This window comes from Tsukamurella ocularis, assembly GCF_965138335.1.
Classification (GTDB): Bacteria; Actinomycetota; Actinomycetes; order Mycobacteriales; family Mycobacteriaceae; genus Tsukamurella; species Tsukamurella ocularis_A.
Window position 1 is genome coordinate 1 of record NZ_CBCSDV010000010.1, and the last position, 25227, is coordinate 25227.

General features: G+C 72.1%; 32 protein-coding genes and 1 pseudogene. 16 read left to right on the forward strand and 17 right to left on the reverse strand.

From position 1 onward, the window contains the following. The first annotated feature begins 315 nt into the window (after window positions 1-315). Together ACNAYW_RS10910 and ACNAYW_RS10915 are read left to right on the forward strand one after the other, a co-directional pair. Window positions 316-1134, forward strand: coding sequence for an LCP family protein (locus ACNAYW_RS10910; protein WP_415849855.1), 819 nt, complete (start codon window positions 316-318; stop codon window positions 1132-1134). Window positions 1135-1143: 9 nt separating this feature from the next. Further along, on the forward strand, window positions 1144-1803 hold the full coding sequence (locus ACNAYW_RS10915) for a TetR/AcrR family transcriptional regulator (RefSeq protein ID WP_415849721.1): 660 nt from the start codon (window positions 1144-1146) through the stop codon (window positions 1801-1803). 41 nt (window positions 1804-1844) lie between these two features. Here the strand turns inward: ACNAYW_RS10915 and ACNAYW_RS10920 are convergent, their stop codons facing one another. The 7 genes from ACNAYW_RS10920 to ACNAYW_RS10950 form a co-directional block, all read right to left on the reverse strand. After that, the gene (locus ACNAYW_RS10920) at window positions 1845-2741 is read right to left on the reverse strand and encodes a DUF5926 family protein (RefSeq protein ID WP_415849722.1); all 897 of its coding nucleotides are present in this window, start codon (window positions 2739-2741) and stop codon (window positions 1845-1847) included. A gap of 9 nt (window positions 2742-2750) precedes the next feature. Then, window positions 2751-3509: a glycerophosphodiester phosphodiesterase gene (locus ACNAYW_RS10925; RefSeq protein ID WP_415849723.1), complete on the reverse strand. Its 759-nt coding sequence runs from the start codon at window positions 3507-3509 to the stop codon at window positions 2751-2753. After that, the gene (locus ACNAYW_RS10930) at window positions 3494-4063 is read right to left on the reverse strand and encodes a DUF4328 domain-containing protein (protein WP_415849856.1); all 570 of its coding nucleotides are present in this window, start codon (window positions 4061-4063) and stop codon (window positions 3494-3496) included. The genes ACNAYW_RS10925 and ACNAYW_RS10930 overlap by 16 nt, the downstream gene beginning before the upstream one ends. Before the next feature lie 263 nt (window positions 4064-4326). Further along, a complete protein-coding gene (locus ACNAYW_RS10935; RefSeq protein WP_415849724.1) occupies window positions 4327-4677 on the reverse strand; it encodes a rhodanese-like domain-containing protein in 351 nt (116 codons plus the stop codon). A 132-nt stretch (window positions 4678-4809) separates the two neighbouring features. Next, window positions 4810-5718 carry a S49 family peptidase gene (locus tag ACNAYW_RS10940; RefSeq protein ID WP_415849725.1) on the reverse strand — a complete coding sequence of 303 codons (909 nt, stop codon included), beginning with the start codon at window positions 5716-5718 and terminating at the stop codon, window positions 4810-4812. Window positions 5719-5795: 77 nt separating this feature from the next. Continuing rightward, complete coding sequence (locus tag ACNAYW_RS10945) at window positions 5796-6215, reverse strand: DUF2752 domain-containing protein (protein ID WP_415849726.1); 420 nt, start codon at window positions 6213-6215, stop codon at window positions 5796-5798. Window positions 6216-6257: 42 nt separating this feature from the next. Beyond that, on the reverse strand, window positions 6258-6656 hold the full coding sequence (locus ACNAYW_RS10950) for a hypothetical protein (RefSeq protein ID WP_415849727.1): 399 nt from the start codon (window positions 6654-6656) through the stop codon (window positions 6258-6260). 301 nt (window positions 6657-6957) lie between these two features. Here ACNAYW_RS10950 and ACNAYW_RS10955 point away from each other — a divergent pair, with 301 nt between their 5' ends. The 6 genes from ACNAYW_RS10955 to ACNAYW_RS10980 all read left to right on the forward strand — a co-directional run bounded on the left by ACNAYW_RS10955 (window position 6958) and on the right by ACNAYW_RS10980 (window position 10960). After that, window positions 6958-7110: a hypothetical protein gene (locus ACNAYW_RS10955; RefSeq protein WP_415849728.1), complete on the forward strand. Its 153-nt coding sequence runs from the start codon at window positions 6958-6960 to the stop codon at window positions 7108-7110. 143 nt (window positions 7111-7253) lie between these two features. Then, window positions 7254-7856: a superoxide dismutase gene (locus ACNAYW_RS10960; protein WP_415849729.1), complete on the forward strand. Its 603-nt coding sequence runs from the start codon at window positions 7254-7256 to the stop codon at window positions 7854-7856. Window positions 7857-7985: 129 nt separating this feature from the next. Further along, window positions 7986-8456, forward strand: a complete 471-nt coding sequence (locus tag ACNAYW_RS10965; protein ID WP_415849730.1) for a hypothetical protein — start codon at window positions 7986-7988, stop codon at window positions 8454-8456. Window positions 8457-8493: 37 nt separating this feature from the next. Continuing rightward, window positions 8494-9099: a class I SAM-dependent methyltransferase gene (locus ACNAYW_RS10970; RefSeq protein ID WP_415849731.1), complete on the forward strand. Its 606-nt coding sequence runs from the start codon at window positions 8494-8496 to the stop codon at window positions 9097-9099. 311 nt (window positions 9100-9410) lie between these two features. Beyond that, a complete protein-coding gene (locus ACNAYW_RS10975) occupies window positions 9411-10142 on the forward strand; it encodes a TMEM165/GDT1 family protein (RefSeq protein ID WP_415849732.1) in 732 nt (243 codons plus the stop codon). Between the two features lie 59 nt (window positions 10143-10201). Beyond that, window positions 10202-10960: an SDR family NAD(P)-dependent oxidoreductase gene (locus tag ACNAYW_RS10980; RefSeq protein WP_415849733.1), complete on the forward strand. Its 759-nt coding sequence runs from the start codon at window positions 10202-10204 to the stop codon at window positions 10958-10960. Here ACNAYW_RS10980 and ACNAYW_RS10985 read toward each other — a convergent pair. The 3 genes from ACNAYW_RS10985 to ACNAYW_RS10995 all read right to left on the reverse strand — a co-directional run bounded on the left by ACNAYW_RS10985 (window position 10957) and on the right by ACNAYW_RS10995 (window position 13154). Then, a complete protein-coding gene (locus ACNAYW_RS10985) occupies window positions 10957-12069 on the reverse strand; it encodes an MAB_1171c family putative transporter (RefSeq protein ID WP_415849734.1) in 1113 nt (370 codons plus the stop codon). The genes ACNAYW_RS10980 and ACNAYW_RS10985 overlap by 4 nt on opposite strands. Further along, the gene (locus tag ACNAYW_RS10990) at window positions 12060-12572 is read right to left on the reverse strand and encodes a hypothetical protein (protein WP_415849735.1); all 513 of its coding nucleotides are present in this window, start codon (window positions 12570-12572) and stop codon (window positions 12060-12062) included. The genes ACNAYW_RS10985 and ACNAYW_RS10990 overlap by 10 nt, the downstream gene beginning before the upstream one ends. Before the next feature lie 90 nt (window positions 12573-12662). After that, a complete protein-coding gene (locus ACNAYW_RS10995; protein WP_415849736.1) occupies window positions 12663-13154 on the reverse strand; it encodes an XRE family transcriptional regulator in 492 nt (163 codons plus the stop codon). A gap of 183 nt (window positions 13155-13337) precedes the next feature. On the opposite strand from ACNAYW_RS10995, the gene ACNAYW_RS11000 reads away from it, so the two are divergent. After that, window positions 13338-14438, forward strand: coding sequence for a hypothetical protein (locus ACNAYW_RS11000; RefSeq protein WP_415849737.1), 1101 nt, complete (start codon window positions 13338-13340; stop codon window positions 14436-14438). A 3-nt stretch (window positions 14439-14441) separates the two neighbouring features. Here ACNAYW_RS11000 and ACNAYW_RS11005 read toward each other — a convergent pair whose 3' ends face one another. Further along, window positions 14442-15989 carry a TM0106 family RecB-like putative nuclease gene (locus tag ACNAYW_RS11005; RefSeq protein ID WP_415849738.1) on the reverse strand — a complete coding sequence of 516 codons (1548 nt, stop codon included), beginning with the start codon at window positions 15987-15989 and terminating at the stop codon, window positions 14442-14444. Window positions 15990-16086: 97 nt separating this feature from the next. Between ACNAYW_RS11005 and ACNAYW_RS11010 the strand changes: the two genes are divergently transcribed. Next, on the forward strand, window positions 16087-16782 hold the full coding sequence (locus tag ACNAYW_RS11010; RefSeq protein ID WP_415849739.1) for a DUF6474 family protein: 696 nt from the start codon (window positions 16087-16089) through the stop codon (window positions 16780-16782). Between the two features lie 20 nt (window positions 16783-16802). Here the strand turns inward: ACNAYW_RS11010 and ACNAYW_RS11015 are convergent, their stop codons facing one another. Together ACNAYW_RS11015 and ACNAYW_RS11020 are read right to left on the reverse strand one after the other, a co-directional pair. Next, window positions 16803-17363, reverse strand: a complete 561-nt coding sequence (locus ACNAYW_RS11015; protein WP_415849740.1) for a M15 family metallopeptidase — start codon at window positions 17361-17363, stop codon at window positions 16803-16805. Window positions 17364-17454: 91 nt separating this feature from the next. After that, window positions 17455-17946 (reverse strand): hypothetical protein, encoded by a 492-nt coding sequence (locus tag ACNAYW_RS11020; RefSeq protein WP_415849741.1) that lies wholly within the window; start codon window positions 17944-17946, stop codon window positions 17455-17457. An 86-nt stretch (window positions 17947-18032) separates the two neighbouring features. Here ACNAYW_RS11020 and ACNAYW_RS11025 point away from each other — a divergent pair, with 86 nt between their 5' ends. After that, a complete protein-coding gene (locus ACNAYW_RS11025; protein ID WP_415849742.1) occupies window positions 18033-18953 on the forward strand; it encodes an SGNH/GDSL hydrolase family protein in 921 nt (306 codons plus the stop codon). Here ACNAYW_RS11025 and ACNAYW_RS11030 read toward each other — a convergent pair. Next, entirely contained in the window at window positions 18936-19694 is a 759-nt protein-coding gene (locus ACNAYW_RS11030; protein ID WP_415849743.1) for a helix-turn-helix domain-containing protein, read from the reverse strand. The two genes, ACNAYW_RS11025 and ACNAYW_RS11030, sit on opposite strands and share 18 nt — an antisense overlap. A gap of 125 nt (window positions 19695-19819) precedes the next feature. Between ACNAYW_RS11030 and ACNAYW_RS11035 the strand changes: the two genes are divergently transcribed. Next, a complete protein-coding gene (locus tag ACNAYW_RS11035; protein ID WP_336669568.1) occupies window positions 19820-20173 on the forward strand; it encodes a nuclear transport factor 2 family protein in 354 nt (117 codons plus the stop codon). A gap of 59 nt (window positions 20174-20232) precedes the next feature. Here the strand turns inward: ACNAYW_RS11035 and ACNAYW_RS11040 are convergent, their stop codons facing one another. Then, on the reverse strand, window positions 20233-21783 hold the full coding sequence (locus ACNAYW_RS11040; protein WP_415849744.1) for a succinic semialdehyde dehydrogenase: 1551 nt from the start codon (window positions 21781-21783) through the stop codon (window positions 20233-20235). Window positions 21784-22008: 225 nt separating this feature from the next. Between ACNAYW_RS11040 and ACNAYW_RS11045 the strand changes: the two genes are divergently transcribed. Then, the gene (locus ACNAYW_RS11045; RefSeq protein ID WP_415849745.1) at window positions 22009-22932 is read left to right on the forward strand and encodes a DUF559 domain-containing protein; all 924 of its coding nucleotides are present in this window, start codon (window positions 22009-22011) and stop codon (window positions 22930-22932) included. A 42-nt stretch (window positions 22933-22974) separates the two neighbouring features. After that, window positions 22975-23466, forward strand: coding sequence for a ribonuclease E activity regulator RraA (rraA, locus tag ACNAYW_RS11050; protein WP_415849746.1), 492 nt, complete (start codon window positions 22975-22977; stop codon window positions 23464-23466). A 14-nt stretch (window positions 23467-23480) separates the two neighbouring features. Here rraA and ACNAYW_RS11055 read toward each other — a convergent pair whose 3' ends face one another. Continuing rightward, window positions 23481-23708 carry an RNA-binding S4 domain-containing protein gene (locus ACNAYW_RS11055; protein ID WP_415849857.1) on the reverse strand — a complete coding sequence of 76 codons (228 nt, stop codon included), beginning with the start codon at window positions 23706-23708 and terminating at the stop codon, window positions 23481-23483. A gap of 22 nt (window positions 23709-23730) precedes the next feature. On the opposite strand from ACNAYW_RS11055, the gene ACNAYW_RS11060 reads away from it, so the two are divergent. Beyond that, the gene (locus ACNAYW_RS11060) at window positions 23731-24591 is read left to right on the forward strand and encodes an alpha/beta fold hydrolase (protein WP_415849747.1); all 861 of its coding nucleotides are present in this window, start codon (window positions 23731-23733) and stop codon (window positions 24589-24591) included. On the opposite strand, the gene ACNAYW_RS11065 is transcribed toward ACNAYW_RS11060, so the two are convergent. Beyond that, window positions 24554-24694 carry a hypothetical protein gene (locus ACNAYW_RS11065; RefSeq protein WP_415849748.1) on the reverse strand — a complete coding sequence of 47 codons (141 nt, stop codon included), beginning with the start codon at window positions 24692-24694 and terminating at the stop codon, window positions 24554-24556. The genes ACNAYW_RS11060 and ACNAYW_RS11065 overlap by 38 nt on opposite strands. A 197-nt stretch (window positions 24695-24891) precedes the next feature. Between ACNAYW_RS11065 and ACNAYW_RS11070 the strand changes: the two are divergent. Then, window positions 24892-25167 (forward strand): annotated as a pseudogene (locus ACNAYW_RS11070) (DUF937 domain-containing protein); the annotation flags it as partial. Window positions 25168-25227: the final 60 nt, after the last annotated feature.

Here is a 25227-nt window from a genome sequence, read left to right on the forward strand (position 1 = left end):
GTCGGGGCCCGGGGCAGCAGCGACGGCCGCGTCCCGCCGCCTCCGCGCCCCCCGCGCACCAGGAACCGCGGCCGTGACCGCGAGCCGGGCCGCCGGGCCGCCGCGCCCGCCCCNGCACCGTCGGCGCCCGCGCCGAAGAAGGTCCGGCGCAAGCGCAAGCTGCACCCCTTCCGCTGGCTGGGGGTCCTCCTCGTGCTGGCGCTCGTGGGCACGGTGGCGGGCACGATCTACTTCGACGGCAAGCTCACCCGGATCGACGCGCTCGCCTCGTACGCCGGCCGCGTCGCCGACACACCGGGCACGAACTGGCTGCTCGTGGGCACCGACGCGCGCGAGGGCCTCACCCCCGCGCAGCAGAAGGCCCTGGCCACCGGCGGCGACCTGGGCGGCGCCCGCACCGACACGATCATGCTGGTGCACGTCCCGAAGTCGGGCGACGCGACGGTCGTCTCGATCCCGCGCGACCTCTACGTGCAGATCCCCGGGCAGGGCGGCCACAAGATCAACGCCGCCTACTTCCTGGGCAGCACGTCGGGCAACGGCGACGCGGCCGGCGCGCAGCTCCTCGTCCAGACCTTCGAGAAGGCCGCAGGCCTGCGCATCGACCACTACGCGGAGATCGGCTTCGGCGGCTTCGCGACCATGGTCGACGCCATCGGCGGCGTCGAGATGTGCCCGAAGTACCCGATCAACGATCCGAAGGCCGGCCTGCGGATCAAGGCGGGCTGCCAGACGCTCGACGGCGCCCAGGCCCTCGGCTACGTGCGCACCCGCGCCACCCCGAACGCCGACCTGGACCGGGTGGTGCACCAGCGCGAGTTCATGTCGGCGCTGTTCGCGGAGGCGACGTCACCCACGACGCTGCTCAACCCGTTCGAGGTGTGGGGCCTGTCGAACGCGGTGGTCGAGGCGCTCTCCGTCGACAAGGACACGCACCTGTGGGATCTCGCGCGCCTCGCCTGGGCGATGAGCGGCAGCACCGTGACCACGACGACGCCCACCGCGGGCAGCGAGTACACCAGCGACGGGGACTCCCTGGCGTGGGGGAAGAACACGGATGAGTTCTTCGGGCTGCTCGCCGCCGACCAGCCCGTTCCCGCTCGCCTCCTCAGTGGGACCCCGGGAACCGGATAAGGTGGCGCCATGACTGAACGCGGCCGCATCGGCCGTCCGCCGAAGGTGAACCGGGAGCAGGTGGTCGCCGCCGCGGCCGACATCCTCACCACCGACGGCCCGCTGAAGTTCTCGATGCGCACCCTCGCGGCGCGCCTCGACATCAGCGCGATGGGCATCTACCACTACTTCGACTCGAAGAACGACCTGCTCGGCGCGGTGCTCGAGCATCAGTCGTGGAACACGCCGGTGCCGGAACTGGACGAAGACCCGCACGAGCGACTGGTGCAGCTCCAGCTCACCGTGATCGACCACCTCACCCAGCACCCGTGGGTGGTCGACGTGCTCTCGGCCGACGAGATCATCGACGCCTACTCGGCCTGGGCCTTCGACGAGTTCCTGCGCACCACGGACGAGATCGGCATCCCCGAGGACGAGGCGCTGCACCTGCTGCTGGCGCTGTGGCGGTTCACGATCGGCGAGGTCACGGTGCGCACCAACCAGGCGATGCGCGACGCCCGCCCGTCGTCGAGCGCGTGGGTGGACCGCGAGATCCCGCAGCACGTGCTGGACCGGCCGCGACTCTCCAGCGCGCTGGGCTCGCTGGCACCGAGCGCCGAGAGCTACGACGTGCGGCAGACCATCCGCGCGTACCTCCGCGGCGCCCTCGGCGACCGCTTCCACGGCTGACCGGCCGACCGTCGCGGACAGGGCCGGTCAGGCCGTGGTGACTACAGCGACACCTGGCGGCCGCGCAGGCCGTCGCGCGAGCGCCGCTGCGCGGCGGTGAGCTCGGAGTCGTCGGCCAGGGCCTCGGCCAGGCGCTTCGCCAGTTCGACGGTGCCGGCCACCCACTCGTCGGGGTGCGACTCGCGGTCCAGGTCGAAGACGGGCACGAGCAGCCCGTCGGAGCGGAACGAGCCGGCGAACCGCGAGCCCTCGCCCACGGTGAGTCCGCCGGCGGCGTGCACGCGCGCCAGCGCGGCCATCAGCTCGTCCTCGGGCGCGGGGTGCACCCAGCGCAGGTGCGCCTTGGAGCCGGTGTCGGCCCACCAGGGCGCGCCCACCCCGTCCGCGCCCAGGTCGATGCGGGCCGCGGGGGTGATGAGCGAGTTGGCGTGCTCGACGAGCTGCCGGGTCTGCGCGTCGGCGTCGCCGGCGAGCCACCAGTCGAAGTCCTTGTGCACGGTGACCTCGAGCGGCGCGGCGGCGTCGAGGACCTCGAGCAGCGCACCGTCGCGCTCCTCCGACAGTGCCTCTCCCACCTCGGCGTCGGCGGCGAACCGGGCGGCGCCGGCGAGGGCGGCGCCGGGCTGCAGCGGGCGCGTGGCGGTCTGCAGGGCGGCGTAGCCGATGACCCCGTCGGACTCCTCACGGACCAGCGCCTGCGCGGCGCCGGGGAGCACCGTCGCGAGCCGGATCTCGCGGTTCGCGCCCGCGACCTTCAGCGGCGCGGTCGCGCTGGGCACGAAATTGCGGAGCGCGACGATGTCGCACTCGGCGGCCAGGCCCTCGAAGGGGCGGCTGCTCGCAGCGGCCGAGGCCTCGGCCCGGGCGCGCTGGGCGGCCACCTTCTCGGCACGGTTCGATCCCTCGCGGGGAGTGGCATTGCGTTCGCGTCTACCCATGCGGAAAGCCTATCCCCGCAGCCAGGACCGCGTGCGGGCCGGGTGGTTGGTGGCGATCCACTCGACGCCGAGCCCGTTGCACAGGGCGACGTCGGCCTCGGAGTCGACGGTCCAGCAGTAGGTGAACCGGCCGGCGGCCCGGGCCTTGGCGACGGTGTCCGGCCGCTCGCGCAGCGAGTCCACCGACGGCCCGATGCCCTGCGCGCGCACCGCGGTGGCCGCGCCGCCGCCGAGCAGCCGGGAGGCCTCGCCGAGCAGCACCGCGGGCACGCCCGGGGCGTTGCGGCGCACGCGCCAGACCGCGGACCCGGAGAAGGAGATGACGACGACGGGCGCGTCCTGCAGTTCGCCCGGGCGGGACAATCCGTGCCGCTGCAGCGTCGCGAGCAGCTTCTGCTCGACCATGCCGCCGAACCGCACGGGGTGCTTGGTCTCCACGAACAGCTTCCGCTCGGACGCGCGGGCCAGGTCGATGAGTTCGTCGAGGGTGACGACGGGCTCGGGGTGGCCGGGCCGCTTCCACGAGCCGAAGTCCATCGCCTGGAGGTCGGCGAGGTCGAGCTCGGAGACGGCGCCGGTCCCGTCGGACGTGCGCTCGACGGTGCGGTCGTGCAGGCAGACGAGGTGCTGGTCCTTGGTGAGCCGGACGTCGCACTCGATCGCGTCGGCGCCCTCGGCGATCGCCGCCTCGAAGGCGCTCATCGTGTGCTCGGGGAACTCGCCGCTGGCGCCCCGATGGGCCACGATCCCCGCTACGCCGCCAACCATCTGGTCCCGTCCTCCTGCTCCCGGGCCGTCGGCCCCCCGTCGATCGCGCGGACCAACCGTGCCGTGACCAGCAGGAACGCCCCGCTGAGCAGGTAGGTCAGCGCGGTGTAGACCATCGCGTCGGCGCCGTGCTGCAGCCCGCCGTCCGCGCGCGCGTACGCCACGCACCCCAGCGTGACGATAGTCAGCGCGACCCACGCGGCCCACCACCGCCGGATGAACAGCACACGACGATCCGTGGCCTCCCCCGCGGCGCGGCGCTGCGCGTCGGCCAGTTCCAGCACCAGCACCGGTGCGGCCGCGAGATTCACCACCGGGACCAGGCAGTACACCCAGAGCTGCCACGCCGGGCGCGGCTCGCGGGCGCCCAGTGCCGCGTAGGCCCGACCGCGCGCGTCCCGCAGCCACAGCGTGAGCACCACGAACAGCGCGAGCACCGCCAGCACCGCCAGCCAGCCGGCCGCGAACACCGCGACGGTGGCGGTCACCGCGAGCCAGCCCGGCACGGGGCCGGCGCGGTTGATCACCAGGAGCAGGTACGCCAGCGCCTCCACGACCGCGGCTCCGACGACGATGCCGGTGGTCAGGCGCAGGACGAACGGTGTCGCCTCGGCCGCGGCCTCCGTGGTGGTCGGCGCGGCGGGTGCGGCCGGGGTGAAGTCCTGTCGCAGGCCCCAGCGCGGGATCGCCGGGTAGCGCGGCGTCGGCTTCGGGNCCGACGGTGCGCNGCCGGGCACCGGCAGCGTCTCCGGCGGGCGCCGGGCGAGCCAGCGCAGCCGGCCGCGGGGCTGGGCGGTGCGCGCGGGGTCGGGGTGCATCAGACGACCCCCGGGCTGCCGTCCGATCGCACGACGGGCCGCCCCAGGGCCGCCCACGCGATCATGCCGCCGTCCACGACGACGGCCTCGATGCCCACGGTCTCGAGGTAGCGCACGGCCTGCTCGGAGCGGCCGCCGCCGCGGCAGATCACGTACACCTGATCGTCGAGGTCGATCTCCTCGAAGCGGACGGGCAGGTCGGGCAGCGGCAGGTGCGCGGCTCCGGGCGCGTGGCCGAGGTCCCATTCGCCCGGATCGCGCACGTCGAGCACGGTCAGACCCGGTGCCGCGGTGAGGTCGGCGGGCAGCGCGTCGACGGCGACCGGACCGTCTGCGGGGTAGTCCGTCATGGCTCCAGTCTTCCACGGGCGACGGCGGTCGCCGACGATTCATCCACAGTTTCCACAGGCTCATCCACAACTTGAGGGTTGTGCTGTGAGCGCTTCACCAGCGCGGATTCCGGCCCCTGTGGATCGAGCATGTCAAGCCCCGAAATTCGCCCACAGGCCGCGACGCTGCAGGCCGGCGAGGGCACCGTCGAGCACCCCGGCGGTGACGGACGCGGCGAGCCCCGCCCCGTCGATCGCGGTGCCGCCGCCCAGCAGGCGCGCGAGCAGGGGCTTCGGGGTGTGCATGGCCTCGATCTCGGCGTCGGGGAAGCGCTCGTCGAGCACGCCGCGCAGCGTGCCGATCCCGTCGGCGAGCCCGACGTCGACGGCCTTGCGGCCGATCCAGACCTCGCCGGTGAACAGGGCCGGGTCCGCGCCGAGGCGCTCGCCGCGACGGCTGGTGACCCACTCCCGGAAGGCGCTGTGGATATCGCCCTGGATCCCGTGGAGCCACTCGATGTCGCCCTCGCGGACGTCCTCGAACATGTCGAGCCGGTGCTTGGCGTCGCCCTCGGTGAAGACGCGGCGCTCGAGGCCGATCTTGCCGATCAGCTCCTTGGCGCCGAAGCTCGCGGAGATCACGCCGATGGAGCCGACGATGGAGGTGGTGGTCACGAAGATCTCGTCGGCGGCGCAGGCCAGCCAGTACCCGCCCGACGCGGCGACGTCCTCGCAGAAGGCGAGGACGGGCAGCTCGTGCTTCGCGGCCAGCTGCCGGATCCGCGTGGCGATCAGCTCGGACTGCGCCGGCGAGCCGCCGGGGCTGTTGAGGACCAGGGCGACGGCGACGGCATCGTCGGTCTCGAAGGCCCGGCGGAGCACCGGCTCGACCCCGGCCAGGTTGAGCGTGCCGCGGCCGAGCCCGCCCGACATGGCGGGCGCCGCGATCGGCCCCTCGAGGCGCACGACGGGGACCACTCCCCCGGCCTGCCCGAGGGCGGCGCGCACGCGGTGGCTGGCGGCCTTCGCCGCGTCCTGCAGATCGGTCACGAGGGGACTCATGGCCCCGACGGTAGCGGGCGAATCCGACATGCGCCGATCGCCGCAGCTCAGAGTGCCAGAGCTCCGAGTGCCAGAGCTCAGGGCGCCAGCGGCGATCCGGGGAGGTTCCGCGCGACGGTCCACATCAGCACCAGCACGCCGACCGTGATCCACAGGTACTTGTTCTGCGGCACCGCGGGCACCGCGAACCCCGCCTTCCGGCCGAGCCAGGCGAGCCAGAGCCACACCAGCACGGCGCCGGCGGGATAGATCAGCGCGTTCGAGCCGAGGGCGGCGAGGAAGTCGCCGTTGGTGACGTCGTTGACGGCGCGCAGGCCCCCGCAGCCGGGGCAGTACAGGCCGGTCGCGGCGAAGAGCGGGCAGACGCCCCAGCTGTTCTGGACGTGCGGATCGCGCAGGTGCAGCGCGAGGACGACGGCGCCGGTGCCGGCCGCCGCGGCGAGCGGCCAGGCGGCCGCCCGCAGGCGCGCGGGTGTCGACGGCGCGGTCGTGGTCATGGCTCCCAGGTTAGCGCCGCGCGATCCTGGGGATCCGTGGGATCAGACCGCGGAGACGACCGCGAGTCCGCCGAACAGGCAGCCGAGGGAGACGAGGGTGTCGAGCAGCGCGTATCCCCAGGCGTTGCGCCGGTTGAGCAGGTTGAGCACCGCGTGCGCCCCGAAGGTGGTCCCGAGCAGGAGCGACGTCAGGAAGGCGATGGCCAGCACGTCGAACGTGCCGGTGTAGGTGCACGCCATCGCCGCGCACTCGCGGATCGACGGCATGGCGCGCACGGCGAGCACGAGGTTGAGGATCGTCGCCGTGAAGGAGGCGGCGAGCAGAGTCATCGACACGATGATGTCGGCGCGGGTCTGGCGGCCGCCGACGAGGGTGCGTATACGGCCTGCCCGATCACCGCCGGGGCGCTGGGTGCGCACCCCGATGCTGGTTCCGGTCATGTCCACCATGCTCCCGCGTCGGAGGCAGGATGCCAAGCGTTTGCGATAGGAACCGTGAGCGTTTCTATCGGCGCGGGGCGCGGCGACGCAGGTGGACGCCGTAAAGCAATCCGCCGGTCTAATAGATCACATTTGCTTGAATGAACAACAAACATCGGACATTCCCGCCCGAACCCGCCACCGGCACCCGAACTCCCGGCCGTTCCACCCGATCGATTTCCTACTGCTCTGTAGGTCCGCTACAGTGTTCCGCACCACACCTGTGACGAGCTTCACAGGTGCAATCACGGAAGGCGGCGCGATGACGGTCAAGCACTCCCACTCCCTCGCCACCGGGCCCGACGCCACGTCGCGCAGCTCGTGCACCGTGTACTTCTCGCGCTCGCTGACCCGCACGCTGCTGACGGTGGCCGCGCTCGCGCTCGCCCTCGTGCTGATCGTCGTGCTGGGCTGACCGCCCACACCCCCTCGAGAACCTCAACCGCACTTCATGCGCTTTCGGTCGTCCTTATTGCGGAACCATTCCAGATAAGAAAGGCTGGAAGAGCACGAAGGACCAACCAGGAAGCGATGGCTTCCGCAATCGAAGGGAAAGACGTGGCCGTCTACACTCTGCCGGACCTCGACTACGACTACAGCGCGCTCGCGCCCCACATCTCGGGCGAGATCATGGAGCTGCACCACAGCAAGCACCACGCCGCCTACGTCGCCGGCGCCAACCAGGCCCTCGAGCAGCTCGCGGAGGCCCGCGAGGACGGCTCGATCGCGACCAAGGCGCCCCTGCTCTCGAAGAACCTCGCCTTCCACCTGGGTGGCCACACCAACCACTCCATCTTCTGGAAGAACCTCTCGCCCAACGGCGGCGACAAGCCGGTCGGCGACCTGGCCACCGCCATCGACGAGCAGTTCGGCGGCTTCGACAAGTTCCAGGCCCACTTCACCGCCGTCGCCATGACCCTGCAGGGCTCCGGCTGGTCCGTGCTGGCGTACGACCACATCGGCAAGCGCCTCGTGCTGCAGCAGCTCACCGATCAGCAGGGCAACATCTCCATCGGCCTGACCCCGCTGCTCATGCTCGACATGTGGGAGCACGCCTTCTACCTGCAGTACAAGAACGTCAAGGCCGATTACGTCAAGGCCTGGTGGAACGTCGTGAACTGGGACGACGTCGCCGCGCGCTACGCCGCCGCCACCGCCTGAGTCCTTCCTTCTCAGCCTCGGGACCCCGTCCAGCGCATTCGCGCCGGCGGGGTTTCGTCGTTCCTCTAGTGCGGAATGCAAACGATTTGCTAGCGTGAGTTGACACCCGACGTATTCGAAAGGTCACCCATGCTCTCACGCATCACCGCAGCCTTCACCTCGGCCGCCGCCCTCGCCGTCCTGGCCCCGGCGGTCGCCCACGCCGCGCCCGCCCCCGGCGACGAGGCGACCGCGCGTCGCATCGCGTGCCAGGAGTACGCCGTCGGCGCCGCGACCCTCGACTACCGCGATCTCGCGCCGTGGCGCGCGCGCCTGGTGCGCGGCACGAGCCCCGAGCTGTCTACGAAGCTCGCCGGCACCTACGAGCCCATGCGTCAGCTGCTGCAGCCGCTGCAGTGGGTGTCCACGGCGCGCCTGAGCGGGGCGGAGGTCCGCCCGGTCGGCGACGACGTGTGGAAGGCGAAGTGCTTCGTCGCCGTGCACGCCACCAACACGCAGTCGCCGCAGGGCCGGGACGTGGTGAGCGTCTACGACGTCACGCTCGACAAGAAGCGGAACTGGCAGATCACCGACGTCGGCGGCAACCCCACCGGGAAGTAGCCGGATTCCTGTCAGTGCCCACTGCGAGAGTGGGCGCATGACACAGCCGGGATACGACGCCCTCGCCGACCTGTACGCCGAGACCTTCCCGGATCCGTACGCGTTCCCCATCGAGCGGCACGCCGCGGCGGCCTTCGCGGAGGCCGCTGCGGGGCGCCCGGGCCGCACGGTCGACGTCGGCTGCGGGCTCGGCCACGTCGCCGCCGACCTGGCGGGGCGCGGGCTCGACGTGCTGGGCGTCGACCCCAGCCCGGCCATGCTCGGGCACGCCCGCCGGCTGCACCCGGAGCTCCCCTTCGTCGACGGTGACGCCTCCCTCGCCGCCCTGCCCGACGGACCGATCGCCGCGATCCTCGCCCGGTTCAGCCTGATCCACGTGGAGCCGGCGGCGGTCCGCGCGGCGGTGCGCGACTGGTCCGGCCGGGTCGGCGCCGGCACTCCCGTCCTCGTCGCGTTCCAGGCGGCCGACGAACCCGGCCCGCCGCTCGCGTTCGATCACGTCGTCGCGCCGGCCTGGCGCTGGCACCCCGACGAGTTCGCCCGCTTGCTCGCCGAGGCGGGCTTCACGGAGTCGTGGCGGATCGTGCACCGCGAGAAGGACTACCGCTTCCCCATGGCGCACCTCCTCGCCGTCCGCGGCTGATCCGCCGGGCCCGGGCCCAGGATGCCGGGCGGCCGGCACCGTCGGATCCGGGCGGCCGAAACCCGCTCGACGGGCCCGTGAAGAATCCCGACAGGGAACCAAAACTCCTGCGCTACTTGCCGTTTCGACGAAGCGCGACTAACCTGGGCTTCGCACGAAGGGGAGTAGCCCCCAATCGCACGGTCGACACACTGGCGTCAGCCCGGCCGCGCGAACCGAGCCCGAGGCCTCGGTGGGCGAGACCTTTGTGCCACTTGCGCGGTCCGACGGTCGGATCCGTGTGGCACAGGTCTTCGCAGGAGGTATGCACCGTGCTCAACGCGTTGCTCATCAGTTTCGCCGTCGTCTTCGTGGCCGAGCTCGGCGACAAGTCCCAGCTCATGGCGATGACCTTTGCCGCCCGCTTCAAGTGGTGGGTGGTCCTGCTCGGCATCACCGCGGCCACGGCCCTGACCCACATCGCCTCGGTCGGCATCGGCTTCGCGCTCGGCTCCGCCATCCCCTCCCAGCTCATCACCGCCGTCGCCGGTGTCTCGATGCTGGTCTTCGCCTTCTGGACCTGGCGCGGCGACACCCTCTCGGACGACGAGAGCGGCACCGCGGACCGCGTCACCCGTTCCGTCTTCCTCGCCGTCGCCTCGGCGTTCTTCCTCGCCGAGCTCGGCGATAAGACGATGCTCGCGACGATCACCCTCACCACGCAGCACAACTGGTTCGGCGTGTGGGTCGGCTCGACGCTCGGCATGGTCGCGGCCGACGCCCTGGCGATCGCGGTCGGCGCCCTGCTCGGTTCGAGGCTGCCCGAGCGCGCCATCGCGATCGGCGCGACGGTCCTGTTCTTCGGCTTCGGCGCCTGGCTCCTGGCCGAGGCCTGGCCGGAGCTCGGCGGCACCGGCCGCATCGTCACCGGGCTGGTCGTCGCCGGCACGATGATCGGCGGCGGGCTCGTCGTGCGCCGGGCGCACCGCGCCGCGGCGGCACCGTCGAACCCGGAACTGCCGGCGGAGAGCACCCCCGGCCCGGGGGCGAGCGCCCTTCACTAATGTGAGGTGGGTCGCGCCGCCCACCGGCGAGTGCGCTCCACTACAGAAGGGAATCCGCCATGGACGTCTCCGGCTCCTCCGTCATCGTCACCGGTGGCGCATCCGGCCTCGGCGCCGCCACCGCGAAGCGCTTCGCCGATGCCGGCGCCACCGTCTTCGGCCTCGATCTGCAGCAGTCGATCGACAAGGCCACCCCGGCCGAGAACGTGCACCTCGTCGCCACCGACGTGACCAAGGATGACGAGGTCCTCGCCGCGATCGCCGAGGCCGTCAAGGCGGGCCCGCTGCGCGTGGCGGTCAACTGCGCCGGCGTCGGCTGGGCGCAGCGCATCCTCTCGAAGAAGGGCGTGCATCCGCTGGAGCTGTTCCAGACGGTCATCAACATCAACCTGGTGGGCACGTTCAACGTGATGCGCCTGGCCGCCGATCAGATGGCCAAGCAGGAGGCCGTGGACGAGCAGGGCTCGCGCGGCGTCATCGTCAACACCGCCTCGGTCGCCGCCTTCGAGGGGCAGATCGGCCAGATCGCCTACACCGCCTCCAAGGGCGGCGTGCACGCCATGACGATCACCGCCGCGCGCGACCTCGCGCAGTCCGGCATCCGGGTGAACACGATCGCGCCGGGCACCATCAACACCCCGATGCTCGCGGGCGTGACCCCCGAGTTCAAGCAGACGCTCGAGGCGGGCATCCCGTTCCCGTCGCGCCTCGGCGAGCCCGCCGAGTTCGCGCAGCTGGCGTACTTCCTCACCGAGCACGACTACATCAACGGCGAGACGATCCGCATGGATGGCGCGCTGCGGATGGCTCCGCGCTAGATCTGCAGTTCCTCCGCCGGCGTCGCCCCGACCGCGTCCGACAGGACGAGGAGCGGGGCGGCGTCGTCGTCGATGGAGGTGCCGTCGGGCGGCAGCACCATCGACGACGGTGCCGGGGCCGCCCCGGCCTCGTTGCGGAGGTCGATCGCCACGAGCAGGTTGTGCACGTTCTCCTCGGGCACCCCGTCGCCGAAGTCCTCGGGGAGGTAGGGGCTGAGCTGCACCAGCACGTCGCGGATCTCGACGACGCGACGCTGGAAGCGCAGGTGCGGGTCGCGCCGGGCCTTGCCCGCGTCGAGGACGACCTCCGGCACCGCCGTGGTCAGCAGGGTCCACAGGGGTTCGAGGCGCCGGTAGTCCCGGCGGTGCTTCTTGCGGTACTGGAGTTGCACGACGAAGCCGCGCACGCCCGGGTAACTCAGGCCCACGACGAACAGCAGGATGCCACCCGCGGTGCAGGCCTGCGACAGGGTGAGCAGCGCCGGCCAGGAGGCCACGTGCCCCGCGCTGGTGAGCACGAAGGCCACCTGGGTGAGCGAGCCGACGGCGGTGATCGCGAGGCCGGCGGACATGAGCCGCAGCGAGGTCGTGAGGTAGCCGTCGGCGAAGGGCATGAGCCGGGTCAGCGAGAGCACGCAGTCCGCCAGCCCGTACATGAGATAGCCGCCGGCGATGACGAAGAAGACGGCGAACCCCAGCTCCTGCACGGTGAGCGTGTCCAGGTTCGCGTCGCGCAGCGACGGCGGCGTGACCGTCATCGCCACGGACAGGCCGACCACCGCGGCGATGAGCGGGATCGCCTCCATCCCCGCGCGGCGTTGCCGGGCCGATTCGGTGGGGCCGTAGAAGAAGGCGACGGCGAGCGCCGCGACGCCCAGCGCGAGCGAGGCGTAGCCGCCGAGGCGGGAGGCGCCGCGCCAGAGCGCACCGTCGATGCTGTCGGCGAGCGGCGAGCCGAGCAGGAGCACGGCCAGGGTGAGCGCGGCGATGGCGACGGTGACGGCGACGGCCTGGATGCCGGCCTTCGCGCGGTAGAGCCGGTCGACGCGCCAGCACAGCACCAGGGTGAAGAACGCGACGCCGAGCACGTTCACGAGCTTCACAGCCACCGCGAGTGACCTCCCAGGGCGCGCTGGATGCCGCGCAGGCTGTCGTGTTTGGCGGTGCGCCCGGCGAGGGCGCCGGCCTCGGACGCCCAGCCGAGAATGATCGAGGCGATCATCTCCGCCTCCCACTCGTGCTCGTCGTCGTAACAGGTCCGGTGCAGTGCCGCGTCGGCCTCCGGCGAGGACATCTCCGCGGACTGCGGGGCGGCCGCGGTCGGACCGGCGTTCTGATGGCCCGCGATGAGGTGGCCGAACTCGTGAATGATGATCTGGTCGCGGTGCGTCCGCGACGTATTGGCCTGGTAGAAGAAGTAGTCGGCGTCGTCGCCGACCAGCCACAGCCCGTTCGGCATGCCGACGGGCAGCGGCTGCGAGATCACGAGGATGTCGCGCCCGCGCCGCTTGCCGTACTTCTCGCACAGCTGCACGGCGTCGAAGGGCAGATCCAGATCGAGGCTGCGCACCTCGTTCTCGCACAGGCGGCGCAGCGCTTTGACGGAACGCACAGCCCACCTCCACACGGTCGTAGAGGGACGACGCGTGCCAGAGGCACACCCACGGCGGCCGGAGGGCCGCTACGTGTCAGCCGATGAGGCTCAGTGCCCCTCGTTTTCGCGCGAGTCTACGGGAAGCTCGGGGGGGTCGGCGGGCAAGCCCTGCTGCACGCGCAGCACCTTGATGAGCTCGTTGACCATGTTCACCGAGTCGGGCGAGAGCCCGGCCAGGCGGAACGCGGCCATCTGCACCTTGGTGTCGGCCTGCAGGCGCATGAGGTGGATCTGGTCGCGGGTGCGCTGGGCAGCCTCGTCCTCGAGGAAGTAGTGCACGTCCACCCCGAACGCGGCCGAGATGCCCTCGACGGTGCGGAACGACGGCGACTTCGCCTTGCCGGAACGGAGCTGGCTCAGGTAGGACTCGCCCAGGCGGAAGCCCAGGGCGGTCGAACGCTGGGCGATAGCCTTCGCGGTGAATGCGCGGCCGTTCGGGCCGGGCACCGTGCGGAACAGCTCCTCGAGACGACTCGCGAACAGGCCCTGGCCCACCAGGGCGTCGCTGTCGTACTTATTACCTGTATCCACTTGTGCCATCCCTCTCTATCACCGGCACGACCTCCGCCCGCGGAACACATCTTATTGCGAGTCCACAAGCTTCGATCACACTATAGCGCACTTCACCATGAGACACGACCGCTTCGTGATCAGCTATCACCCATGGGCGCGGATACTGTATTCTTACCTACGCCTGTGCACGAATAGCGGAAGGGGTGTGTTGTGTCGCGTCCGACCCATCTCTCGCGGCGTCTTCGCGCCATCGGCATCACCGCTCTCGCGGTCGGCGCCATCGCCTCCGCGCCCGCCTGGGCGACCCCCGATTCGTCGGACTCCGGCAGCGGCTCCGGATCCGACACCTCGACCTCACAGACCACGGGCGATGATGACTCCTCGTCCACGTCGTCGACCGGTCCGAGCGACTCCGACGACAAGCCCTCGGCTTCTGGAACCACGAGTCGCTTCGGAGGCGGCGAATCCACGGGCGGAGCCGCCGGTAGTACCGGCGAGAGAGAACCCGGCAACGGAAGCACCGGTGAGCCGACGACGAAGCCGGACCCCGACGACACCACCAAGCCCAACGACGAGAACGGCGAGGGCGAGGGCAAGGGCGACGACAAGGGCCACAGCCATGGTCACGGCGGCGGGCTGATCGGCATCATCGGCGGGATCTTCGGCGGCGGCGGTTCCGGCAGCGGCTCGAACGGTGGCGGGACGTCGCCGGCGATCCCCAGCCCCGGCGCCTCCACCGGCTCCTCAGGGTCCACGAGCACCGGCTCGTCCGGCTCCACCAACTCGACCGGCTCGGGCGGCGCCCCCCTCTCGAGCGGCAGCGGTGTCCGCACGGGCAATCCGCTGCCCGAGTCCACCGATTCGGGCAGGGACGGCGGCTCCAGCAGCAGCACCTCCGGCGGCAGCGGGTCGCGGCCTGCGGCACCGGCCGCCGGGGCGGGCGCGGCGGCCCCCGCAGCGGCGGCCCCCGTCGCGCCGATCATCGTGCCGCCGGTCGTGATGGGCCCGGCCGTCCCCGCACCCGCGCCGGCCGCGAAGCCGCGCCCCGCGGCCCCGGCACCCGCGCCCGCGGCGTCGGCACCGTCGAACAACGACCGCGCCCCCTCGGAGCAGAGCTCCGGCAGCAGCGGCGAGGACACCGTCTTCGCGGCGGCGTACACGTCGGCGCAGCGCGTGGCCCCGGTCGCGGCCGAGACCGCGCGGCAGCTCTCCCCCGCGATGATCGCCATCCTCGGCGGGATCGCGCTCCTGGGCAGCGGCAGCTTCGCCGACGCCCTGCGCCGCGCACACCTGCGCCAGGCCCAGGCGTAGCCCTCAGCCGCCCACCACGGGCAGCGCGAAGACCTTCTCGCTCGACATGAACGCCCGCAGCGCCGCGGTCGCCTTCACGTCGTCCTCGTTGTACTCGAGGATCCGCTGCCGCTGCACGGCGCGCTCGGCGTCCGCGAAGCCCGCATCGATGCCGACGCCCACGCGATACCAGAGCATCGACGCCTCACCGCCGGCCTCGGCATCGCGCCACTGGAATCCGGCGACGGGCGCCACCTTCTTCAGGCCGCGCCCCTCGAGCGAGAGGAAGGCGTCGCCCACGGCGTCGAACATGTCGACCCATTCCGGCGACGCGATGAACTCCTCCACGGCCCGCCGCGCGGGGATGCCGGGCTCGCCCGCGAAGCGGTCCGCGGAGGCGAGCAGCCACTTGTTCTCGGCGTTCTGCGAGTAGCAGTAGGCGGCGAAGGTCCTGCCCGCGGCGTGCGCCTCCGCGCGACGGTCCATGAGGAAGGCCCAGAACTCGGCGAACGAGCGGGCCTCGTCGCGCGTGGGCACGGGGTCCCAGGTGACGAACGGCCGGTAGCCGAGGTCGACGCCGTCGCGCCGCAGCCAGGTGCCCCACAGGTAGGCGCCGTACTCCTGGTAGCTCTCCATGTCGACGTCCACCTCGACGTCGGCCCGCCGCACCTTCACCTCGGGCCGCCGCCGCACCAGCACCTGGCCGTCCCGCCACGCGCGGGCCATCGCCCGCAGGTCGGCGATGGGCACGGGCACGTCCTCGGGCTGGGGCCCCGCGTACTCGGCCAGCTGGTCGACGGTGGCGATGCCCGCCGCGCGCAGCCCGGGCGCCGAGCGGCCGTCGGCCACCAGGCTCACGTCCCGCGCGACCGTCAGGGTCTGCGCGCACTGCGGCCACCAGGGGCACCGTCGGCACTCGGCCACCCGCACGGGCTCGGTCGGCGCGGTTCCGGCGAGCACGGCCCGACGGTCCGCGAACCGCTCGTCGTAGCCGGCCAGGAGCGGCCCGACCTCCTGGACGACGATGCGCGCACCGTCGACCCCGATGCTCCCGCCGAGCAGCGTCCGCGAGCCGAAGCCCGCGTCCTGCAGCATCCGGGTGAGGTGCGCGAGGCGCATCTGGTCGCCGCGGTGCTGGCGGGCCCGCACCGTCCCGTCCTCGCGGGGCTCCCACCGGTCCAGCGGCGACGTGGTCGCGCCCGCGCCGGGGTCGCAGGTCTTGTGGTTGACCACGATGACGGGGATGTACCCGTCGGCGAGCCGGATCAGCAGCTCGCTGTGACCGCGGCGGTCGTGGGCCGTGGGGAGCACGGCGTTCCAGATCCGGTCGGCGCCCGCCTCCATCGCGGCCAGCGTGCGGCGCACCGCGCCCTCCCCCGGCTCGATGACGGTGAGCCCGGCCAACCGGTCGCGGACGGACACGCGGAAGACGGCGGCGGCCTCGACCCGCAGCGCCATGCCCGGGTCGGCCTCGCCCTGCGGGGCGCGCGCCTCGAGTGCCAGACGGTGCCGGCAACCGGTGAGCGACCGTGCGCTCACCGGAATCGTCGTGGTGTCCTCGTCGATGTTCACTTCACTAGCAGTATGGCGGGCGGCACCGACAACTCGCGGAGCCGCGCTGTGCAATGCTGTACCGGACGGCAGTACTGACCTACAAGGACGTGCACTGATGGGTTTGTTCGGCAAGAAGACGAAGTCCTCCCGCGCGGAGCGCCGCGCGCAGGCCAAGGCGCTCAAGTCCAAGGGGCGCCTCGAGGCGAAGCTCGCCGCCAAGAACGCGGATCGTGACGCCAAGCGCGTCGTGAAGAACGCGTCGAAGAGCGAGCGCAAGGCGCTCAAGGCCGATCTGCAGCGCTCGAAGATCGTGGCGAAGGCGCAGGGCAAGGCCGATGCGGCGAACCTGAAGATCGCCGAGACCCAGGCCCGCGCGGCCGTCGACGGCAAGCTGCTCTCCGAGGCGCGGCTCAAGCGCTACATCTCGACCGCGCGCCTGCTCGCACCCGTCGTGGTGCCGATCGCGTACCGGGCGGCGCAGGCCGGCCGGAACCAGTTGGACGCCGCGAAGGCCTCGCGCCTCGGCGTGCCCGTCGACGAGGTCGCGGCGTTCGCCGGCTACGGCGGCGGCCTCTCGGCCCGCGTCGCGGCGGCCCGTCGCTCGCTGGATCAGCTCACGGCGACGCATCCCGACGCCGAGACCAAGTCCTTCGCCGCCGCGGTCGCGCAGCGCCTCGACGACCTGGGCACCGCCATCACCGCGTCCGAGTCGATGCCGCCCGCCCGGCGTCGCCCGGCGCACCAGGCCATCGCCCGCGAGCTGGACGGCATCGACGCCGATCTGCTCAACCGCCTCGGCGTCAGCTCCTAAGTCCGTCTGCGCGCGGCGGTTCAGCGCTGCCGCGCAGCGGCGTCGGAGGCCGGCTCCGGGCACGCCCGCCCGGTCCTGAGCTCGTAGTGCCACACCTCGTTCGCGTAGGTGCGGCACAGCCCGAAGCGTTCGGAGTAACGGTCCATCCAGTACGCGGCCTCCGTCGGCCCCACGTCGACGGCGTCACCCGTCACGTGCTCGGAGGTCGACGGGGTCGCGACCAGCCGCGCCGCCTCGTCCGCACCGTCGCGGCGCACCGCGTCGTCGTAGAGGTACTGCTGGTACCGCGTCGACCGCCAGCCCGACGTGAGGTGCATCGCCACCCCCTCCTCGGCAGCGGCCCGGGCGGCCGATCGGATCGCCCTGCGCAGCTTCGGGTCGAGCTTCGTCACCGCGGGCACGTCGGCGTCGACGGCCACATGATCCAGGACCACCCCGTCGGCCTCCCCGAGCTGCCCGACGATACCCGTCTCCGTCCCGCCCGGGATGCCGGAGACCGTCTCCGAGCACGCCGCGATCACCGCCGCGGCGGCGATCAGCACGACCAGTGCCGCAATCGATTTCGTGAGTACGTGAGCCATGTGCCCACGATGGGCCGCGCACGTCCCGGTACCGTCGCCGACGGTCCGCGTTCCGGTCCCAGTCGCGCCCCGATCCGGACGCGGTCGTGTCTCACCACGTCAGGGTGAGTTCACCGCCGTCGGGGAGCGCCGCCCAGCGCGGGGCGAAGTCGTCGTAGCGGGCGAAGATCCGCGTCATCAGCGCGGGTTCGATCGCGGCGTCCTCGAGGGCGCCGGGCCACGCGGGCTCCGGCTTCCGGTGCCCGCGCTCCACCTCCCACAGCGCCGCGGTCAGCGAGGCGAGGTACTCCGAGCGCGCCATGTCCGCGGACTGCGCGGCCGTCGGCTGCCGCTTGCGGCGGGACGCCTTGCGGCGCTCTGCCGGATCGGCCGGCCAGAACAGCCCGTCGAGTCCGTTGGCGTCGGCGATCCGCCCGAACACCCCGCCGCGCAGGCCCGCCTCGGCCTCGACGATGAGGTGCGCCGCGTCGTGCGGCACCGGCGGCCGGCCGCCCGGGCCGCCGCGGGGCGCCAGCTCCGGGCCCTGCGCGCGCGTGATCCGCACGTCGTACCCGTTCCGGCGCTTGACGAACGTGACCTCCATGCCCTCCAGGATCCCGCCGGCGGCCGCGCCGCGCAACGGGATTTCGCCGGGCTGCGGCGGGCGGCCGCGCGCAATAGGGTGGCGGTATGTCGATGCGCTCCCGCCGGTCCCTGCCCCTGCTCGGCGCGGCGGTCCTCGCCACCACGGTGCTCAGTACGGCACCCGCTCACGCGGCGGCCGCACCGACGTACGTCGCGCTCGGCGATTCGTACTCCTCCCTGCCCGCCGACGCCACCGTCGGCGCCACGCAGCAGGAGCGCGCGTGTGGACGGTCCACACGCACCTACCCGAAGCTGGTGGCCGCGGCGCTGGGCCTCGCCCCGGACGCACTGCGGGACAACACCTGCGGCGGCGCCAAGACGCAGGACGCCTTCACGAGCCAGCGCGCCGGCTCCGCGAAGACCGGCTACTACCGCGCCGCACCGCAGCTCGACGGGATCACCCCCGCCACCAGGATCGTCACCGTCTCCCTCGGCGGCAACGACGGTGACCTCTACTCCAGCATTCTCGAATCCTGCGCCGTGGCACCGCGATCGGCCGCGGTCCGCTGCACCGCCGATCAGCGCACCCGCCCGGCCCGCCTGTCCGACGGTGCCGTCGCCTCCCGCCTCGCGCGGATCACCGCGGCGAACGAGCGCATCGTCCGCGCCGTCCGCGAGCGCGCGCCGCAGGCCCGGATCCTGCTGGTGGGCTATCCCGCCGTGTTCGCCGGCGACCGGACCTGCGCCGCGATCGCCCCCTTCCGCTCCGCCTCCATCCCGTGGATGCGCAGCATCCTCACCGAGCGGCTCAACGACGCCGTCCGGCGGGCCGCCGCGAACGCCCGGGCGGAGTACGTCGACATGGAGCCCGCGTCGAGGGGCCACGAACTGTGCAGCGCGCGCCCGTGGATCAACGGCGTCGACGAGGTGCCCCGCGCCGCCGCACTGCACCCCTTCCCCGAGGAGGGCGAGGCGGTCGCCACCGCGGTCACCGCCGCCGTGCGGGCGTCAGGCCCGCGCCTGTAGCCGCTGCCGCGTGGCCTCGTCGGCGGGCAGGAAGGTCTCCAGGTGCAGCTCGTCGACGGTGGCGTCGTGCGGCGTGAGCACGGCGCTGACCACGCTGAACAGCCGCAGCGGCGCACCGTCGGGCACGCGGAGGACGAGCTCGACGACGGGCCCGGACGGCGCGCGCGCCGGGCCGCCACCCGGGTACTCCCGGCACTCGGCGAGCAGCGCCGCCAGCCGCGGATCGGCGGTCCGGTCGGCGCGCGCGGCCACCTGGTGCAGCAGGTGCTCGCGCCACGCCCCGAGGTCGACGATGCGCGGCGCGAGCCCGTCCGGGTGCAGGCTCAGCCGGACGACGTTGACCGGCGGCTCCAGCAGGTGCGGCGCGCAGCCGGCGAGCATCGGGGCGACGGAATCGTTGGCGTCCACCAGGTCCCAGTACCGGTCGAGGAGCACCGCGGGATAGGGCGCGTGCGCGTCGAGCAGGGTGCGGAAGGAGGCCAGCACGTCCGCGGCGTCCGCGGGGCTGTCGTGCCGCGGGGCGAAGCCGCCCGCCACGAGGAGGGCGTCGCGCTCGCGGGGCGGCACCTCCAGGTGGTCCGCGAGCCGCAGGATCATCTCGGCGCTCGGCCGCGAGCGACCGGTCTCGACGAAGCTCAGGTGCCGCCCACTGACCTCGGCGCGGCTCGCGAGTTCGAGCTGGCTGAGCCGTCGCCGCTGCCGCCAGGTGCGCAGGAGCGGCCCCACCTCGATCGTCGTCATGCCCGCGAATCTATCCGCGCCGGGGAGGCGCCACCATTACCTCCGAGGTAATCGCCCCGGCCCGCGTTCGGCGGCAGACTCGGCACCGTTCCCATCGACCACACCGAGAACACCTGGAGGACACCATGAACCACGTCGTCGACGCTTACCTCGCCACCTGGAACAGCACCGACCCGCAGGCCCGCCGCGACCTGCTCGCGCGGCACTGGGCGCCCGGGGCCACGTACACCGACCCGATGGCGGAGGTCGCCGGGACCGAGGCCATCGGCGCCGTCGTCGCCGGCGTGCACGAGCAGTTCCCCGGCTTCGAGTTCACCCTCGTCGGCGAGCCCGACGCGCATCACGGTCAAGTGCGGTTCCAGTGGGGCCTCGGCCCCGCCGGCGCGGAGCCGCCGGTGATCGGCTTCGACGTGGTGACCGTCGACGCCGACGGCCGCATCGCCACCGTCGCCGGCTTCCTGGACCGCGTGCCCGCCTGACGCGGGCCGACGACGGCGACGGCCCCCTCCACGCGGAGGGGGCCATCGGCGTGGCCGGGCTACCGGCCGATGAGCTTGAGCGCCTTGATCGCCGAGGGCACGACGTTCAGGAAGACGTTGCGCGGCACGCCCTTGATGCCGCCGATGCCGATGATCCGCTGCTGCGCAATGGTCTTCGACTCACAGTATTTGAGCAGCCCCTCGGCACCGTGACGGCGGCCGACGCCGGAGATGCCCATGCCGCCCATCGGCGCGGCGGTGGAGCCCCACGCGGCGGCGTAGCCCTCGTTGATGTTGACGGTGCCGGCGTTGATCCGCTCGGCGATCTCCTGCGCCTGCTTCGACGAGCCCGCGAAAACGCTGGCGTTGAGGCCGTACTCGGTGTCGTTGGCCTTCTCGACGGCCTCGTCGATGGAGTCGACGGGGTAGATCGAGACCAGCGGGCCGAAGGTCTCCGACTTGAAGCAGACGGCCTCCTCCGGCACGTCCTTGAGCACGGTCGGCTCGTAGAAGAACGGGCCGAGGTCGGGGCGGGCCCTGCCGCCGGCGAGCACCGTCGCGCCCTTGGCGACGGCGTCGTCCACGTGCGCGGCCACGGTGTCGATCTGCGACTTCGACGCGAGCGAGCCCATCTCGTTCTCGAAGTCGTAGCCGGCGCCCAGCGCGAGCGCGGCGGTGCGCTCGGCGAAGGCGCGGGCGAACTCGTCGGCGATCTCCCGCTCGACGTAGATCCGCTCGATCGAGATGCACAGCTGGCCGGAGTTCGAGAACGCGGCGCGGGCGGCACCGTCGGCCGTGTGCGCGATGTCGGCGTCCTTGGTGACCACCATGGGGTTCTTGCCGCCCAGCTCGGCGGAGAAGCCGATGAGCCGCTTGCCGCACTGCTCGGCGAGCGTCGCGCCGGTGGCGGAGGAGCCGGTGAACATGAGGTAGTCGGCGCGCTCGACGATGGCGGTGCCCACGACGCCGCCGGGGCCCGGGACCACGGCGAACAGGTCGCGCGGCAGGCCGGCGCGGTACAGCAGCTCGACGGCCGCCAGCGCGCAGTACGGGGTCTGCGAATCGGGCTTGAGCACCACGGCGTTGCCCGCGGCCAGCGCGGCGACGCCGTCGGAGACGGCGAGGGTGATCGGGTAGTTCCACGGCGCGATCACGCCGACGACGCCCTTGGGCTGGTACCGCACGCGGGTCTTGGTGAACACCGGCAGCATGCCGTCGGTGCTCTTCTCCGCCAGGATCTTCGGCGCGTTCTTGCCGTACCAGCGGGCAGTCATCGCGACGTCCAGCGACTCCTCCTGCGCGTACTGGCGGGCCTTGCCGGTCTCCAGCTGCACCATGTCCATGAGCTCGGCGCGGTGCTCGTTCACCAGGTCGGCGAACTTGAGGAGCACGGCCGCGCGGTCCTTGGCGCTGCGCGCCGCCCACTGCTTCTGCGCCAGGCGAGCCCGCTCGAAGGCCTTCTCCACGTCCGCGACCGTCCCGACGGGGATCGTGGTGACCTTCTCGCCGGAGAACGCCTCGAGGACGTCGCGCGACTCGCGCTGCTCCGGGTGGTCGATCGCCGCGAGGGCGCGAAGACGGTCGAACGTGGCCTGAGTAGGTGCTGGCATGACGCCAGGTTACCCGCTTGTTGACGCCGCCTCAATAGCGTCGCCACCAGGCCCTCGTGAAAGCGGCCGAATCCTGAGCGACGAGGCCAGAATCGGCTTCCTGACCTGCTCATCCGCCGGATTCGCGACGACCTTCCTCCACAACTGAGCGTATGTAACTTCTTCTCTCCACAGGTGCGCCCCGGCGAGCATCTCCGGGCCTCGCGCCCGGATCACGCTGGGACCATGCACACCATCGAGATCCTGCAGGCGCTGGCCGCTCCGGACGGCGGCGTCTTCTCCCGCCGGGCGGCGCTGCGTGCGGGCGCCGACTCCGCGGAGATCGAGCGGCTTCGCCGTCGGGGCGACATCGTCGTTATCCGTCGGGGCTGGTACCGGTTCCCCGGCGCAGACCCTCTCGTGGTCGCCGCGGTGAAGGGCGGCGCCGTGATCACCTGCGTCTCCGCGCTGGCCTTCCGCCCCGGCGTCTGGATCCCGCCGCGAAGATCCGCCAGGGCCGGCCTGACGAAGTCCACGACCCATCTCCGGCGCGCACGACATCGGCGGACGCGATCGCACGAGGACTGCGGTGCGTACCGACATCTCCCTTCGCCGACCCGCGCCGTCGACGACCTGCCCGCCGCTCTGGTGTGTGCGGCGAACTGCCTCGACGCCGACGAGTTCGTCGCAGTGCTCGACTCGCTGCTGCGCAAGACCGACCCCTACAGCGTCCAGGACCTCGAGGAGATCTTCGCGGACGCCCCGAAGGCCACGAAGCGACTGCTCGAGCACCTGGACCCGCTGGCCGGCTCCGGCACCGAATCTCTGGTCCGCTACCGCCTGACCTGCCTGCACATCCGCGTGCGCAGCCAGCAGTACGTTCCCGGAATCGGGTGGGTGGACCTGCTCGTCGGCGACAAGCTCATCATCGAATGCGACAGCACCGACCACCACAGCGGCGCGCAGCGGCTCGTGGACAACCGGCGCGACCGGACCGCCACCCGCAGCGGCTACCGCGTCATGCGGTTCGACTACTCCGAGGTCATCGGGGATTGGGACGCGATCCTTGCCGAGATCCTCGACATCGTGCGCACCGACCGGCACATCGGCCTCGTCAGGGGCGTGAAATCGGCGGATGCGGAGGAGACGAAACCGGATCTGGCCTCGTGACCCCGGAATCGGCCGGATTCACGAGGCGATAGCCTGGCGGGTATGAGCGACGTGCAGTTCACCCCCACCGCGGACCTGGTCGACGAGATCGGCCCCGACGTGCGCAGCTGCGATACGCAGTTCCGCCAGTTCGGCGGCCGCAAGCAGTTCGCGGGCGAGGTCGTCACGGTCAAGTGCTTCCAGGACAACGCGCTGCTCAAGTCGATCCTGGGTGAGCCGGGCGAGGGCCGCGTGCTGGTCATCGACGGCTCCGACGCCGACGGCGTGCCCTCGCTGCACACCGCGCTGGTCGGCGACCTCATCGCCGAACTGGGGCGCGGCAACGGCTGGGCGGGGATCGTGGCCTACGGCGCGGTCCGGGACGCCGCCGTGATCGGCACCCTGGACATCGGCGTGAAGGCGCTCGGCACCAACCCGCGCAAGTCCACCAAGACCAACGAGGGCCAGCGCGACATCCCGCTCACCTTCGGCGGTGTGACCTTCAACCCGGGCGACACGCTCTTCAGCGACGACGACGGCATCGTCCTCCGCTAACGCGGCGGACCGGCTCAGCGGGCCACGCGGGCCGACCGCCCGAAGACCTCCACCACGTCGCCCACCGCGAGCTGCCGCCCACGACGGACGTCGACCTCGCCGTTCACGGTGACCTCGCCCTCGCCGATCACGGCCTTCGCCTCGGCCCCGGAGTCGATGAGACCCGCCAGCTTGAGGAACTGCCCCAGCCGGATCACATCGTCGGAGATGGTCACGTCGATCGCCTCGCTCACGCGCCCCATCATGCCCGACTATCCTCGGGGCGTGCTGCTCGAACTGGCGGGTACCCGCACCCACGTGGTGGTCGACGCGGCGGCCGGGCCGGTCTCGGGGCCGCCCGTCGTGCTCAACTCCGGCCTGGCCGGGAACTGGTTCGACTGGGACGCCGTCATCGAACTCCTCTCGCCGAGCCGCACCGTCGTCCGCCTGGATCGGCCCGGGTACGGCCTCTCCGACCCCTGGCCCGACGGTGCCGTCCCCACCCTGCGCACCGAGGTCACCCGCCTGCGTGAGCTAGTGGACGCCCTGGGCATCGACACGGCGGTCATGGTGGGGCATTCGATGGCGAGCTTCTACGTCGAGGCCTTCGCCCGTGAGTTCCCCGACCGCACAGCGGCATCGGTCCTCCTCGACGGCAGCGTCGAGGCCTCGCCGCGGTGGGTGGTCCCGGGCGAGCTCCGCGATGCCGCGCTCCTGCGCTCGGCCGACGCCGCGGCCGCCGTGCGGATGAATCTGTTCGGCCCGCTGGTGCACCGGATGCTGGGCGCGGGCACGCCGCCGGCCGAGTACGCGGCGATCCTGAAGTCCGAGGCCTACTTCCGGGCGGCCTTCCTGGAGAACGGCCGCTATCCGGTGCTGGCGCACGAACTGGCGGACCTGCGGGAGCGGAGGCCGCTGCCGGTCGGCGTCCCGTGGACGGTGGCCGCGGCGTTCGCCGGGCGGCGCACCCCCTGGGCGACGCACTGGCTGGAGCAGCAGCGCGAGCTGGCCGAGGTGCTGCGCGCGCGGTTCGCCGTGATCGCGCCGAGCGGTCACCAGGCCATGGTCGATCAGCCCGCGCAGACGGCGGCACTGATCCTGGACGCGACTAGCTCGCCCGGAGGACCCGCAGATCCGACGCGGTGACGAGGCGCTCGCCGTCCTCGGTGAGCGTGCGCGCGAGGCGGCGACTCCGCAACCGGGAGAACGCCTTCGAGCCCAACAGGGTGGTGCGTCGGTGCAGCTTCACAGGAATCTCCGGGCGATCTCGATGCGGAACGGTTGGTTACAGATACTGTATTCCTCGTTCGGGTCGGGGTCCAGTGCTCAGCGCCGAAGCGTGTCTCTCCTCACATCCGGGTTCCGGCGAGCGCCCGCGCGGGCCGCGACTACGCTGTGGGTGTTCGTGCAGAAGTTTGCGTCCTCACACATCCGCCAAGGAGAACCGTGTCCGATCTCGACGATCTGATCAAGTCCATCCCGCTCGCCGATATCGCCGCCCAGCTCGGCGTCTCGGAGGACGTCGCCTCGGAGGCCGTCAACCAGACGGTGCCGACGCTGCTCGCCGGCCTGCAGGCGCAGGACACCACCGAGGCCCCCGCCGATCTCGCCCAGGCCGCCGACAACGGCGACGGCCAGCAGATCGTCTCGAGCCTGTTCGGCGAGAAGACCGACGACGTGGCCGCCGCGGCCGCCGCGCCGCTGTCCTCCGGCGTCACGGACGGCCTGGTCAAGCAGCTACTGCCGATCCTGGCGCCCATCGTCATCAGCTTCGTCATGAAG